The 14,172-nt window shown below is 68.6% G+C and carries 13 protein-coding genes; 5 read left to right on the top strand and 8 right to left on the bottom strand.

The genetic code is table 11. The features are described 5' to 3' along the window. Nucleotides 1-59 precede the first annotated feature (59 nt). The 7 genes from asnB to map form a co-directional block, all read right to left on the bottom strand. Complete coding sequence (gene asnB / locus MUU77_RS06085) at nt 60-1,751, bottom strand: asparagine synthase B (protein WP_245092774.1); 1,692 nt, start codon at nt 1,749-1,751, stop codon at nt 60-62. A 360-nt stretch (nt 1,752-2,111) separates the two neighbouring features. Beyond that, nucleotides 2,112-3,257: a succinyl-diaminopimelate desuccinylase gene (gene dapE / locus MUU77_RS06080; RefSeq protein ID WP_245092772.1), complete on the bottom strand. Its 1,146-nt coding sequence runs from the start codon at nt 3,255-3,257 to the stop codon at nt 2,112-2,114. After that, entirely contained in the window at nt 3,254-3,613 is a 360-nt protein-coding gene (locus MUU77_RS06075) for an arsenate reductase (protein WP_245092770.1), read from the bottom strand. The genes dapE and MUU77_RS06075 overlap by 4 nt, the downstream gene beginning before the upstream one ends. Before the next feature lies 1 nt (nt 3,614). Continuing rightward, on the bottom strand, nt 3,615-4,115 hold the full coding sequence (locus MUU77_RS06070; protein ID WP_245092767.1) for a hypothetical protein: 501 nt from the start codon (nt 4,113-4,115) through the stop codon (nt 3,615-3,617). 14 nt (nt 4,116-4,129) lie between these two features. Further along, complete coding sequence (dapD, locus tag MUU77_RS06065; RefSeq protein ID WP_245092765.1) at nt 4,130-5,068, bottom strand: 2,3,4,5-tetrahydropyridine-2,6-dicarboxylate N-succinyltransferase; 939 nt, start codon at nt 5,066-5,068, stop codon at nt 4,130-4,132. Further along, nucleotides 5,004-7,646, bottom strand: coding sequence for a [protein-PII] uridylyltransferase (gene glnD, locus MUU77_RS06060; protein WP_245092763.1), 2,643 nt, complete (start codon nt 7,644-7,646; stop codon nt 5,004-5,006). The genes dapD and glnD overlap by 65 nt, the downstream gene beginning before the upstream one ends. Then, entirely contained in the window at nt 7,643-8,419 is a 777-nt protein-coding gene (gene map, locus MUU77_RS06055) for a type I methionyl aminopeptidase (protein WP_245092761.1), read from the bottom strand. The genes glnD and map overlap by 4 nt, the downstream gene beginning before the upstream one ends. Nucleotides 8,420-8,738: 319 nt before the next feature. Here map and rpsB point away from each other — a divergent pair, with 319 nt between their 5' ends. The 3 genes from rpsB to MUU77_RS06040 all read left to right on the top strand — a co-directional run bounded on the left by rpsB (nt 8,739) and on the right by MUU77_RS06040 (nt 12,254). Beyond that, on the top strand, nt 8,739-9,542 hold the full coding sequence (rpsB, locus tag MUU77_RS06050) for a 30S ribosomal protein S2 (protein WP_162109932.1): 804 nt from the start codon (nt 8,739-8,741) through the stop codon (nt 9,540-9,542). A gap of 130 nt (nt 9,543-9,672) precedes the next feature. After that, nucleotides 9,673-10,551: a translation elongation factor Ts gene (gene tsf, locus MUU77_RS06045; protein ID WP_245092758.1), complete on the top strand. Its 879-nt coding sequence runs from the start codon at nt 9,673-9,675 to the stop codon at nt 10,549-10,551. A 209-nt stretch (nt 10,552-10,760) separates the two neighbouring features. Further along, nucleotides 10,761-12,254, top strand: a complete 1,494-nt coding sequence (locus MUU77_RS06040; RefSeq protein WP_245092756.1) for a GGDEF domain-containing protein — start codon at nt 10,761-10,763, stop codon at nt 12,252-12,254. Nucleotides 12,255-12,264: 10 nt separating this feature from the next. On the opposite strand, the gene MUU77_RS06035 is transcribed toward MUU77_RS06040, so the two are convergent. After that, nucleotides 12,265-12,960, bottom strand: a complete 696-nt coding sequence (locus tag MUU77_RS06035) for an AIM24 family protein (RefSeq protein WP_245092746.1) — start codon at nt 12,958-12,960, stop codon at nt 12,265-12,267. 64 nt (nt 12,961-13,024) lie between these two features. Between MUU77_RS06035 and MUU77_RS06030 the strand changes: the two genes are divergently transcribed. Together MUU77_RS06030 and pyrH are read left to right on the top strand one after the other, a co-directional pair. Further along, nucleotides 13,025-13,384 carry a cupin domain-containing protein gene (locus tag MUU77_RS06030; RefSeq protein WP_245092743.1) on the top strand — a complete coding sequence of 120 codons (360 nt, stop codon included), beginning with the start codon at nt 13,025-13,027 and terminating at the stop codon, nt 13,382-13,384. Nucleotides 13,385-13,435: 51 nt separating this feature from the next. After that, nucleotides 13,436-14,161, top strand: coding sequence for a UMP kinase (gene pyrH, locus MUU77_RS06025; RefSeq protein WP_245092741.1), 726 nt, complete (start codon nt 13,436-13,438; stop codon nt 14,159-14,161). Nucleotides 14,162-14,172: the final 11 nt, after the last annotated feature.

Raw genomic sequence — 14,172 nt, 5'->3', positions numbered from 1 at the left:
CCTCAATCAACCCGACGCCGCTTCGCGGCGCGGGTTGATGTGGGCGAAAGATGGAAAGATCAGGACAATGCCGATGCATGCACGCCGGCAACGGCGCGGCCCGAGGGATCGGCCATCTTGGCGAAGCTCGCATCCCAGGCGATGGCGGCCGGCGACGAGCAGGCGATCGACTTGCCGCCGGGCACCGTCTCCGCACAGGCCTGTCCGGGATAGTGCTGCTCGAACAGCGTGCGGTAGAAGTAGGCTTCCTTGGTTTGCGGCGGGTTGACCGGGAAACGCTTGTCGGCCGCCGCCAGTTCGCGGTCGCTGACCTGCGCCTCGGCATGCGCCTTCAGGCCGTCGATCCAGCCATAGCCCACGCCATCGCTGAACTGCTCCTTCTGCCGCCACAGGATCGACTCCGGCAGGTAGCCTTCGAAGGCCTCGCGCAGCACGCCCTTTTCCATCCGCCGCGCGCCATCGCGGGTCTTGTCGACCATCTTGTACGCGGCATCCATCTTCATCGCCACGTCGAGGAACTCCACGTCCAGGAACGGCACGCGCGGCTCCACGCCCCAGGCCATCATCGACTTGTTGGCGCGCAGGCAGTCGTAGTTGTGCAGCGCGTCCAGCTTGCGCACGAGTTCCTCATGGAATTCGCGCGCGTTCGGCGCCTTGTGGAAGTACAGGTAGCCGCCGAAGATCTCGTCGCTGCCCTCGCCCGACAGCACCATCTTCACCCCCATCGCCTTGATTCGCCGCGCCAGCAGGTACATGGGCGTGGAGGCGCGGATGGTGGTGACATCGTAGGTTTCGATGTGGCGGATCACCTCGGGAATCGCATCCAGACCCTCCTGGAACGTGTAGGTGAACCCGTGGTGCACCGTGCCCAGCGCCTTCGCCGCGACTTCGGCGGCGGCCAGGTCGGGCGAGCCTTCCAGGCCGATGGCGAAGGAGTGCAGCCGCGGCCACCATGCCTCCGTCCTGTCGTTGTCCTCGACGCGATGGCGCGCATAGCGCGCGGCCACGGCCGCCACCAGCGAGGAATCCAGTCCGCCCGAGAGCAGCACGCCGTAGGGCACGTCGGTCATCAGCTGCCGGTGCACCGCGCGTTCGAAGGCTTCGCGCAGTTCGTCCTTCGGCACCTGCACGCCCTCGACCGCCGCGTAGTCGCGCCAGGGCTTTTCGTAGTACTTCACCAGCGCGCGCGTGGCGGTGTCGTAATAGTGGCCCGGGGGGAACTGCGCCACGTCGGCGCAGATCGGCGCCAGCGCCTTCATCTCCGAGGCCACGCACAGGCGGCCCTCGCGGTCGTGGCCCCAGTACAGCGGGCAGACGCCGATCGGATCGCGCGCGATCAATGCATGCCCTGTCGCCTTGTCCCACAATGCGAAAGCGAAGATGCCATTGAGACGGTTGAGGAACGACGCCGGCGCGTCTTCGCGGTACAGCGCGTTGATGACTTCGCAGTCCGAACCGGTCTGGAAGGCGTAGTCCTGCGCCAGTTCCGCCTTGAGTTCGCGATGGTTGTAGATCTCGCCATTGACGGCCAGCACCAGGTCGCCGTCCGCCGAACGCAAGGGCTGCGAACCACCGGCCGGGTCGACGATGGCCAGCCGCTCGTGCACCAGGATGGCGCCCCCGTCGTGGTACACGCCGCTCCAGTCGGGACCGCGGTGGCGCTGCTTCTGGGACAGCTCCAGGGCCTGCCTTCGCAGGGCCGCGATGTCGTCGCCGGGCTGCAGCCCGAAGATGCCGAAGATGGAACACATGGGTGGAAGCTCCTGGGTGGGGTCGGTGGCGGAAGCCGGAAACGAAGAAACCCGCATCTTGCGATGCGGGTTTCTGGAATCCGGCAGGTCTTTCCTTGCCTAGTCGCAGAGCCGCATCGCCCGCGTCCGGTTGTTCGGGCGCAGGTTGTTGCGGTTATTGGCGATGATGGCGCGGCAGGGCATGGGGCGACCGTAACCGGTCCGACCAGACCTTGGCAAGCCCCGAAAAAAGTTGCGCCTGCAACCACCGCACTCCTGTAGGAGCGCCCCAGGGCGCCATGCTTTTCAGGAACGGGTGGAAAGGCATCGCGCCCCAGGGCGCTCCTACAGCGCGGTGCGAGCCGACAGCCTCAGGCGCTCCTACAGCGCGGTGCGAGCCGGCAGCATCAGGCGCTCCACCAAGGCCTGGTACAAGCCCGGCAGTGCTTCCAGATCCGCCACGCGCACGTGCTCGTCGACCTTGTGGATGCTGGCGTTGACCGGCCCGACCTCGATGCACTCCGCGCCCAGCGGGGCGATGAAGCGCGCATCGGAGGTGCCGCCCGCCGTGCTTTCTTCCGGCGGTGCGCCGGCGAATTCGCCCAGCACCGCCCGCGCGGTGGCGCGCAGGTGGCCCTCCGGCGTGTAGAACGGCTCGCCGCCGCGCAGCCACTGCAGGCTGTAGTCCACGCCGTGGCGACGGAAGATGTCTTCGATTTCCTGCTCCAGCTTCTCCGCCGTCCAGCTGGGATTGAAGCGCAGGTTGAACACCACCTGCAGCTCACCCGGAATGACGTTGCTGGCGCCGGTACCCGCGTTGATGTTGGAGATCTGCAGGCTGGTCGGCGGGAAGGTCTCGTAGCCCTCGTCCCACTGGCGCGCGGCGAGTTCGTCCAGCGCCGGCAACGCCTTGTGGATGGGATTGAGCGCCTTGTGCGGATAGGCCACGTGGCCTTGCACGCCGTGCACCTGCAGGGTGCCGGTCAGCGTGCCACGACGACCCACGCGCAGCAGGTCACCCAGCACGTCTTTCGATGACGGCTCGCCGGTGATGCACCAGTCGATCTTCTGTCCGCGCTCGCGGAACAGCTCGGCAACCTTCTTCACACCATCGTGCGCCGGGCCTTCCTCGTCCGACGTGACCAGCAGCGCGACCGTGCCCGGATGGTCCGGGTGCGCGTCGACGAAGCGTTCCAGTGCGATCGTGCAGGCGGCCACGCTGCACTTCATGTCGGCGGTGCCACGCCCGTAGAGCACGCCGTCGCGGACGGTAGGCACGAACGGATCGCTGGTCCACGCATCCAGCGGCCCGGGCGGCACCACGTCGGTGTGGCCCAGCAGCACCAGCACCGGCGATCCGCTGCCGTGCGTGGCCCAGAGGTTGTCGGTCTCGCCGAAGCGCAGGTGCTCGCAGTGGAATCCCCATTGCGACAGCCGGGTCGCCAGGACCTGCTGGCAACCGGCATCGTCCGGCGTCACCGAATGACGGCGGATCAGTTCGCAGGACAGCTCGACGACATCGCTCACGATCCGGCTCCGAACTGCTTCTTGAAGCCATTGTCGCTGAAGCCCTGTGAAAAGCCCGCCACGCCCCCGACGACGACAGGACGGCGGATCAGCTGCGGATACTCCTTCAGCAGCAGCTTCCACTCCGCGTCCGAGCCGGGCGTCTTGCGGTTTTCCGGCAGTTGCCGCCACGTGGTCGACGACTTGTTGATCAACGCATCCCATCCACCCGCTTTCTCCGCCCAGTCCTTCAGCGTCTCGGGCGGCTGCCGGTTGTCGCGATAGTCGACGAATTCATACGCGACGCCGAAACGGTCCAGCCACTTCGTCGCCTTCTTGCAGGTGTCGCAGTTCTTCAAGCCGTAAAGCGTCGTCATATCAGTCACTCGTCCACACCCGCAGGAATGTCCTGCGTGAGTTGCTCCAGAAGAAAACGGATGCGGATGACCCCATCCGGAAGAAATCGATGGCCGGCGATGTCAGCACCAGCTTGGGACGCTGCGCATCGGGACCGAAGTTGCAATCCCCGGCGCCGTCAAAGCATCCGTAGGGCACGACGCCGGGAGTGACCCGTTGCACGCCCATGGTGGAGGGATCGTCTGTCACGCCATCCGGCAGTTCAGCCAGCTTCTGCCAGACCGCCGCGCCGGGGCCATTCCCCAGGCGGACCCAGAGCGCCTCGTTGCGCGAGGAGCGCAGCAGGATCGCGAGATCCTCATGGCCGTCTCCGTTGAAATCCGCAACGAGCCTGGCGAAACGGACCGGCGACTCGTCGCGCCATTCCCCTGTCAGCGCTGCCGCTGGAAGAGGATGCCAACCGGCCGGCAAGTCCGCTGGCACGGCGGCAAGCGCAGCCAAGGCGAACGCGGATGCGATCATGGCTTTGGCAAGGCTCAGTCCGCCAACCCGCGCAGCAGCTCGTTGACGCTGGTCTTGCTCCGCGTCTTCTCGTCGACCTGCTTGACGATCACCGCGCAGTACAGCGAGTGCGACCCGTCGGCGGCCGGCAGCGAGCCGGAGACGACGACACTGCCCGGCGGCACGTAACCGTAGGTGATTTCCCGGGTGGCGCGGTTGTAGATGCGCGTGGACTGGCCGATGAACACCCCCATGCCGATCACGCTGTGGTGGCCGATCACCACGCCTTCGACGACTTCCGAGCGCGCGCCGATGAAGCAGTGGTCCTCGATGATCGTCGGGCTGGCCTGCAGCGGTTCCAGCACGCCGCCGATGCCGGCGCCGCCGGACAGGTGGCAGTGCTTGCCGACCTGCGCGCACGAACCCACCGTCGCCCAGGTATCGACCATCGTGCCCTCGCCGACATGGGCGCCGATGTTGACGAAGCTGGGCATCAGCACCACGTCCTTGCCGAAGTACGTGCCGCGGCGCGCGATGGCGCCGGGCACCACACGCACGCCGGCCTTGCGGAAGTCGTTCTCGTCGAAGGCGCCGAAGCGGGCCTCGACCTTGTCCCAGAACGGCGCGGGGTAGGCTTCGACCAGCTCCATCTCGTTGACGCGGAAATACAGCAGCACGGCCTTCTTCAGCCACTCGTTGACCTTCCAGCCGCCCTTGCCGTCGGGTTCGGCCACGCGCAGTTTCCCGCTCTCCAGGCCCTCGATGGCCAGTTCGACGGCGGTACGGGTGGAACCCTCGATCTCGGCCGGCGTCAGCTCGGCGCGGCGCTCGAAGGCGCTCTCGATGGTGGACTTCAGTTCTTCGGTCTTGGTGGCTTTGCGGGTCATCGAAGGTCCTGCAGGGGTGTGCTCAGGTGGGAGTGTCCAGGCCGGCGCGCAGCGCATCGCGCAGCGCGGCCTGCCTGTCGGTTTCAATGAGGGGCTGGTCGTGCTCGTCGGTGATCTGGAACACGTCCTCGGCGCGTTCGCCGAACGTGGCGATGCGCGCATCGTGCACGCGCAGTCCCTGCCGGCGCAGCACCTGCGCCACGTCGGACAGCAGCCCGGGACGGTCCGGGGCCACCAGGCCCAGGATCGTGCGCCGGCCATCCGGCGTGATGCCGAACTCGATGCGCGGCGCGAACCGGAAGTGCTTCAGCTGCCGCGGAACCGCACGCCGCGAAGTACGCACGCCATCCAGCGGACGCGCCAGGGCCTGGCCCAGCCCGTGTTCGATGTCGGCCGGATCGCGCGTGGCATAGGCATCGGCGGGCAGCACCTCGAACGTATCGAACACCGCGCCCTGCGGGCCCACCAGCACGCGCGCCTGGTGGATGGCGAAGCCCATGCGGTCCAGGGTGGCGAGGATGGCGGCGAACAGGCCGTCGCGGTCCGGCGAATGCACGAAGACTTCCATCGCATCGGCATCGTCGGCGATCCGGCGCGCGCGCACGCGCGTCTGGCCCGGGGTGGCGCCCCGGATGGCCTGCGCCTGCCACGCCAGTTGTTCCGGACGGAAGCGCAGGAAGCTCTCCTCCGGCATCGCGGCGAACAATGCATCGGCCTGCGCGGCCGTCATGCCCTGCACTTCCAGCAGCGCGCGCACGCTGCCGCGCGCCTCCGCCAGGCGCTCGTCCACCGCGACGGGGTTCTCCAGTCCTTCGCGCAGTACCCGGCGCGCGGCGAAGTAGAGGTCGGCCAGCAGCCGGTCCTTCCACGCGTTCCAGAGCTTGGGGCTGGTGCCGGCGATGTCGGCGCAGGTCAGCAGGTACAGGTAGTCCAGCCGCTCGCGGTCCTTCACCCGCGCGGCGAAGGCATGGATCACGTCCGGGTCGGCGATGTCCTGCTTCTGCGCGGTCACCGACATGCGCAGGTGCTGTTCCACCAGCCAGGCCACCAGATCGGCGTCGGATTCGCTGAGCGCATGCGCGGCACAGAACTCACGCGCGTCGACCGCGCCGAGTTCGGAATGGTCCCCGCCGCGGCCCTTGGCGATGTCGTGGAACAGGCCGGCCAGCAGCAGCAGCTCCGGCTTGCGCAGGCGCGGCCAGACTTCGTGCGCGATCGAGAAGCGCTCGTCCGCGCGGCCGGCCGCGAAAGCGGCGATGTTCCGCAGCACCATCAACGTGTGCTGGTCGACGGTGTACACATGGAACAGGTCGAACTGCATGCGGCCCGATACCCGCGCGAACGCGGGGATCCATTGCCCCAGCACGCCGAGCCGCGCCATGCGGGTGAGCGTTTCCACCGCGCGCGGCCCGCGCAGCAGCGCCATGAAGGCATCGCGCTGCGCGCGCGTGGCGTCGGGATAGGCGGACAGCTTCGGCAGCGCCTCGGCCAGCGCGCGTGCCGTACGCGAATGCAGGCCGCGCACCTGCGGGTGGGCGGCCCACGCGGCGAACAGGGCGAACACCTGGCCGGCATCGTTCCCCGGCCAGGCGGGATCGCGTGCGGCCAGGTAGCCGCGGCGCAGGGCGAACCGGTCGTCCAGCGGCTCGGGCAGCGCCTCGCCGTCGAACTGTTCCTCGAAGCGCTGCAGCAGGCGGTCGCTGATCCGGCGCACGATGGCGGCGCTGCGGTAGAACCCCTGCATCATCTTCTCGACGCCCAGGCTTTCGGCGTCGTCGGCGAAGCCCAGCCGCTGGGCCAGCGTCTTCTGGTAATCGAAGCGCAGGCGTTCTTCCGCGCGCCCGGCGACACGGTGCAGGCCGTAGCGCAGGCGCCCGAGGGCGCGGCGCTCGCGTGCCAGCGCGACCGCTTCGTCCTGGCCCAGATGGCCCATGCCCACCAGCGGTTCGAGGTCGCGCACGCCGAAGGTGCGCAGCGCCATCCAGCCCAGCGTGTGCAGGTCGCGCAGGCCACCGGGGCCGTCCTTGATGTTGGGCTCCAGGTTGTCGGAGGTGTCGCCGAAGCGGGCATGGCGGATGCGCAGTTCCTCGCGCTTGGCGACGAAGAAGTCGCGTGGCGGCCACACCCGCGCCGCGCCGATGGCGTCGATCAGCAGGGCTTCGTCCACCGGCTCGCCGACGATCAGGCGCTCTTCGATCAGCGCGGTCAGCACCGTCTGGTCGGCCGCGGCCGCGGCCGTGCACTCGGTCGCCGAGCGCACGCCGTGGCTGATCGGCAGCCCGGCGTCCCACAGCATGGCGAAGAACCGCGCCACCGCCTCGTGGTACCGTTGCTGGGTGTCGGCCGAGGCCAGCACCAGCACGTCCACGTCGGACTGCGGGAACAGTTCGCCGCGCCCGTACCCGCCCACGGCGAACAGCGCCATCGGCGCCTCCGCCGGAATGCAACGCAGCCAGGCGTCCTTCAGCAGGTGGTCGACCGCCCGCGCGCGCAGCGCCAGGATGCGGTCCATGCCGTCGTCCTGGTCGAAGCGCTTGTCCAGCCGGGCATCGGTATGGGCCAGCGAGGCGCGCGCCGCCGCCGCCCAGGCCGCGTCGTCGGCGACGTCCGGGCCGATGTCCGGAAGCCGCGTCGCCTGTCCGTTCGCGGCTGGAGGACTGCTCACAGGTCGTTGTCGTCGCCCGGCACGCGGGTCAGGATCTCCACGCCGTCCTCGGTCACCGCAACGGTGTGCTCCCACTGCGCGGACAGCTTGCGGTCCTTGGTGACCACGGTCCAGCCATCGGGCAGCACGCGGGTGTGGCGCGCGCCCTCGTTGATCATCGGCTCGATGGTGAAGGTCATGCCGGGTTTCAGCACCACGCCCTCGCCGGGGCGGCCGTAATGCAGCACCTGCGGTTCGTCGTGGTAGACCTTGCCGATGCCGTGGCCGCAGTACTCGCGCACCACGCTGAAGCGCTCGCTTTCGGCGTACTGCTGGATCGCGTGGCCGACATCGCCCAGGGTCGCGCCGGGCCTGACCGCGCGGATGCCGCGGAACATGGCCTCGCGGGTCACGTCCACCAGGCGCCTGGCCATCACCGACGGCGTGCCGACGATGTACATGCGGCTGGTGTCGCCATGCCAGCCGTCCTTGATGACGGTGACGTCGATGTTGAGGATGTCGCCGTCCTTGAGCACCTTCCCTTCGCTGGGAATGCCGTGGCAGATGACGTTGTTGACCGAGGTGCAGACGGTGGCCGGAAAGCCCTTGTAGCCCACGTTGGCCGGGATGGCCTTCTGCACGTTGACGATATGATCGTGGCAGATGCGGTCCAGTTCGGCGGTGGTCACGCCCGGCTTCACGTGCGGGGCGACCACCTGCAGCACTTCGGCGGCAAGGCGGCCGGCGATGCGCATCTGGGCGAGGTCTTCGGGGGTTTTCAACTGGATGGCCATTGGCCGATTATCCCCCATTTGGCCGCCGGGCTGAACGTTCCGAGCACCCCGCCCCGGTTCAGCCAGGCCCTGATTTGCCGCGACCCGCCCTGCCCGGCTATACTCCCGCGGCTTCGCGCCCGGGTCCGCCCGGCCGGACCGCCCACGTCGGGCGACACCGACGAATCCACACCTGCTGCCCCAACCCGTGCCGGGGTGCCCTTCGCTGAAGGGTTCGGACACGGAAGCCGCAGGGAGGCCCAACCCCGGAACCCCGCCCTCACCGGCGCCGTCCTCCCTTGAACCGGACGGTGGGTTCCCCTTCGATGGAGTTACCGCAATGCCCCAAGTCACCATGCGCCAGATGCTGGAAGCCGGCGTCCATTTCGGCCACCAGACCCGCTACTGGAACCCCAAGATGGCGCCGTACATCTTCGGCGCCCGCGGCAAGATCCACATCATCAACCTTGAGAAGACCGTTCCGCTGTTCAACGACGCGATGAACTTCATCTCGGGCGTGGCGCAGAAGCGCGGCACCATCCTGTTCCTGGGCACCAAGCGCAGCGCGCGCGAGGCGGTGAAGGAAGAGGCCGAGCGTTGCGGCATGCCGTACATGACCCAGCGCTGGCTGGGCGGCACGCTGACCAACTTCGCCACCGTGAAGAAGTCGGTCGCCCGCCTGAAGGAACTGGAAGCCGCCGAAACCGACGGCACGTTCGAGAAGCTGGTCAAGCACGAAGTGCTGGGCCTGCGCCGCGAGCGCGAGAAGCTGCTGGCCTCGCTGGGCGGCATCAAGGAAATGAACCGCCTGCCGGACGCCCTGTTCGTCATCGACATCGGCCATGAAGACATCGCCATCAAGGAAGCCAAGAAGCTCGGCATCCCGGTGGTCGCGGTGGTCGACTCCAACTACGATCCGGCCCTGGTCGACTACGCCATCCCCGGCAACGACGACGCCATCCGCGCCGTGCAGCTGTACGCGCGCGCCGCCGCCGACGCCGTGCTGGAAGGCAAGGCCGCTGCGCCGAACGCCGCGGTGGTGCGCGAGGAAGAGTTCGCCGAAGGCGGCGACGACAAGGGCGCCCGTCGCGCGCCGGCCAAGAAGGCCGCCGGCAAGAAGTCCGACGAAGCGGCCGCCGAGTAATCCGGCTGCAACGCCGCCGCGCCATGCTGCGCGGCGGCTTTCCTTCCCCGCCCGGCGCGATCCGCACGGGCCGGGACAAGACAGGACGGCGTTCCGTCCGTCCACCGAATTCGATAACCGAGGTAATCCCGTGGAAATCACCGCTTCCCTGGTCAAGGAACTGCGCGAGCGCACCGGCGCCGGCATGATGGAGTGCAAGAAGGCGCTCACCGAGAACAACGCCGACATCGACGCCGCCGCCGAGTGGCTGCGCAAGTCGGGCCTGGCCAAGGCCGACAAGAAGGCCGACCGCGTCACCGCCGAAGGCCGCATCGCCGTGGCCCAGGACGGCGGCAAGGCCGTGCTGGTGGAGATCAATTCCGAAACCGACTTCGTCGCCAAGGACGCCAACTTCATCGCCTTCACCGACGCCGTGGCCCAGGCCGCGCTGACCGCCGGCGCCGCCGATGTCGAGGCGCTGAAGTCGGCCAAGCTGCCCTCCGGCGAAACCGTCGAGGAAGCCCGCGCCGCCGCCATCGCCAAGCTGGGCGAGAACATGCAGATCCGCCGCCTGGTCGCCATCGACAGCGCCAACAACGTCGCCGCCTACGTGCACGGCGGCAAGATCGGCGTGCTGGTCGAGGTCAAGGGTGGCGACGCCGACCTGGCCCGTGGCCTGGCCATGCACGTCGCCGCGATGAACCCGCCGCACAACAAGGCCGCCGACGTGCCGGCCGAGTTCGTGGCGAAGGAGAAGGAGATCGAGCTGGCCAAGATGTCGGACAAGGACAAGGCCAAGCCGGCCGACATCCTGGAGAAGATCATCTCGGGCAAGATCAACAAGATCATCAACGAGGTCACCCTGTACGGCCAGCCGTACGTGCTGGACAGCGACAAGAGCGTCGAGCAGGTGGTCAAGGCCGCAGGCGCCGACGTGGTCGGTTTCCAGCGCCTGGTCGTGGGCGAAGGCATCGAGAAGGTGGTGGAAGACTACGCCGCCGAAGTGATGAAGCAGGCCGGCCTGGCGTAAGCCGCGCACCGGTCCGCCGAACACGGAAAAGCCGCGGGAAACCGCGGCTTTTTCCGTTTCCGGGCGGGCGTTGGTCCGCCCCGTGCGACCGTTCGTCGCAGCCGTCTAAAGTTTGCGCGCGCAGCGCCGAAACTGGTTACAAAGGTGACACTTCGTCACGCTTTGCTGGCATGCTGCCGGTCACTCTCTCACGCCTTGCGCGCGCCCGGATGCGTCCCGAACTCGAAGCCCAGTTGCTGAACTGCCGCAACCTGCCCAGCCCGCCCGGGGTGGCGCTGCGCATCATCGAACTGGCGCAGGACCCGGATGTGGTGATGGCGACGGCCGCCGACACCATCGGCCTGGATGCGGCGCTCAGCGCGCGCATGCTGCGCATCGCCAACTCGCCGCTGTACGCCAGCCGGCGCCGCGTGGAAAACCTGTCCCAGGCGCTCACCGTGCTGGGTCTCAACGCCACGCTGACGCTGGCGCTGGGCTTTTCCCTCGCCCAGTGCGGCCAGGGCAGCCATCCGGTGGCGCGCGAGCGCGTGTGGCGCCGCAGCGTGACCGCGGCGCTGGCATCGCGACTGCTCGGCCAGCATGCCGGCCTGCGCAAGGCGGAAGAACTGATGCTGGCCGGCCTGCTGCAGGACATCGGCATGCTGGCCCTGCTGGAAGTGCTGGGCGAAGACTACGCGCGGCTGGTCGAGCGCGCCGCCGACAACGCCGGACTGCTGGCGGCCGAGCGCGAATGGCTGGGGTGCGACCACGCGACGGTCGGCGGCTGGCTGGCACGGCAGTGGAACCTGCCGGCGTTGTTGCGCGAGGCGATCCTGGAAAGCGAAGCGCCCGCGTCCGATACGCCCTTCAATGCCTGCGTGGCGGTCTCCGGCCACGTCGCCGACATCTGGCTGGCCGGTGCCGACGCATCGCGCAGCGAACAGGCCCATCGCGACGCCGCGATGCAGGCGGCGACGCGCCTGGGGCTGGACTATGCGTCCTACCTGGCGCTGACCGAGGAAATGGTGTCCGCCCTGCCCGAGGTCTGCGCGATGTTCGACGTGCCGCCCGCGCCGCCCGCCCGCATCCAGGCCCTGCTCGACCAGGCACGCGAACTGCTGGTGGTGCGCAACCTGCGCGAGATCCAGGAAGCCGCGCGTGCGCGCAAGGAAGCGGACGAGCACGAGGACCGCGCGCGCCGCCTGGCCGAAGAGGTCCGTCGCGACCCCCTGACCGGGGTGTACAACCGCAGCCAGCTGGAAGAGGTGCTGGAGAAGGAATTCGATACCGCCACCCGCCACGGCTGGCCGCTGTCGATCGCCTTCATCGACCTGGACGACTTCAAGCAGGTCAACGACCGCTGGGGCCATCTGGTCGGCGACGAGGTGCTGCGCAACTTCGCCAAGGCCCTGCTGCGTCACGTGCGCAGCAGCGATATCGTCGCCCGCTACGGCGGCGAGGAATTCCTGGTGGTGCTGCCGGGCATCGGCGAGGACGCCGCCGCGCAGGTCGTGCGCCGCATCCTGTCGGAAGTCTCGGGGGTGGCGATGGCCGAGGTGGATGGACACCCCCTGCACATCACCTTCTCCGCCGGCCTGGCCACCCAGGGCGCGCTGGAGCAGTTCCGCCACGTCGACGACCTGCTGCGCGCGGCGGACGAGGCGCTGTACGGCGCCAAGCGCGAGGGCCGCAACCGCGTCTCGGTCGGCGCCATGGGCGGCTGACGCGCGCCGGCTACGGCCGCGGCTGCAGCGCCACCTCTTCGTACGGCTGCACCACTACCCAGCCCTCGCCGGCGAAGCGCAGCTGGATGCTCTCGCCCGATCCGCGCCCCATCAGCGTGCCCAGCGAGATGTCGGTGATGATTTCGGGCGCCAGGCCACCGGACCACGCCACGGTCGCATTGGGGTCGGTGAACACGGGGCCGGTCTGCGCGTTCACCGGCAACGTCAGCGGCTCGTAGTGCGAGGTGATGGCGACGATGCCGTGCCCGCTCAGCCGCACATTGAACAGGCCGCCCGACAGCATGCCGGCCACCTTGCGCATCATGGTGATGCGGCTCTCGATGCCCGACTCCACCGCCAGCACGTCGTTGCCGTTGACGAAGATGGATTCGCCGGCCAGGCGCAGCAGCGTGATCTTCTTGCCGGCGTCGGCCAGATACACCCGGCCCTGCCCCTCGACCTTCATCAACTGCATGCCTTCGCCACTGACGGCTTTCTTCAGCAGGTTGCCCAGGCCCTGCTCCAGCACGCCCTGGCGGGTGAACTTCACCGACCCCTTGCGCGCCACCATCGCCCCCGCCTTGGCCCACACCAGCCCGTTCAGGCGCACCTCCAGCAGGTGCGGGCTCTCCAGTTCGAACGCGTCCGCGCCGGCGTCCTTTTCATGGGTCGAGGCAAGGAATTCCTGCAGGGTGCGCACGCTCATGGCCGTTCCTTGATGGCTGCCGAAAGGGAACGCCATGATAGCGGCCCCGACCCGAGACCCCGCCATGCCCCGCATCGTTGCCGTACCGCATCTGCCGGATGACGCCACGCGCGCGCCGGTCGCCGCCGGGCGCCTGGTCCATGGCCAGCCGCACCAGGCCCTCGCCAACGCGTATTCCTCGCCGGACCAACGATTCCACTGCGGGGTGTGGGAAGGCGGCGTGGGCGCCTGGCGCGTGGAGTACACCGAGCACGAGTTCTGCCATCTGCTCAGCGGACGCGTGCGGCTGCGCGACCACGCGGGCGGGGACGTCGTGGTGCTGGAGGCCGGCCAGAGCTTCGTGGTACCCGCCGGCTTCAGCGGCGTGTGGGAGGTGCTGGAACCGGCACGCAAGCTGTACGCGATCTACGAACCCGGCGACTGAAACGTCCCGCTCGGCTAGAATCGACGCGTTTGCCCCCACGCCGAGACCCCCATGCCCGCTCCCCTCGCCTATCGCCGCATCCTGCTCAAACTGTCCGGCGAGGCGCTGATGGGGGCCGAGGATTACGGCATCGATCCCACCGTGATCACCCGCATCGCCCGCGAGATCATCGAGGCGCGCGAGGCGGGCGCGGAAGTGGGCCTGGTGATCGGGGGCGGCAACATCTTCCGCGGCGCCGGCCTGGCGGCCGGCGGCATGGACCGCGTGACCGGCGACCAGATGGGCATGCTGGCCACCGTGATCAATGCCCTGGCCATGCAGGACGCGCTGGAGAAGCTGGGCGCCAAGTGCCGGGTGATGAGCGCCATCAAGATCAACGACGTGTGCGAGGACTACATCCGCCGTCGCGCCATCCGCCACCTGGAGAAGGGCCGCATCGCGATCTTCGCCGCCGGCACCGGCAATCCCTTCTTCACCACCGACTCGGGCGCGGCGCTGCGCGCGATCGAGATCGGCGCGGACCTGCTGCTGAAGGCCACCAAGGTGGACGGGGTGTACGACAAGGACCCCAGCAAGCACCCCGATGCCAAGCGCTACGACCAGCTCACCTACGACGAGGTCATCGCCCGCGACCTGCAGGTGATGGACACCGCCGCCTTCGCCCTGTGCCGCGACAGCGACGTGCCGCTGCGCATCTACGACCTGTCCGTGCCCGGCAACCTGATGCGCATCCTGCGCGGCGAGCACGTGGGCACGCTGGTGAAAGGCCGCGGCTGAGCCTGGCGCAG

Origin of the sequence: Pseudoxanthomonas sp. F37 (genome assembly GCF_022965755.1) — a bacterium.
Lineage (GTDB): Bacteria > Pseudomonadota > Gammaproteobacteria > Xanthomonadales > Xanthomonadaceae > Pseudoxanthomonas_A.
Note: the sequence above shows the minus strand (reverse complement) of the source record. Positions and strands in the feature narration are given on the sequence as shown.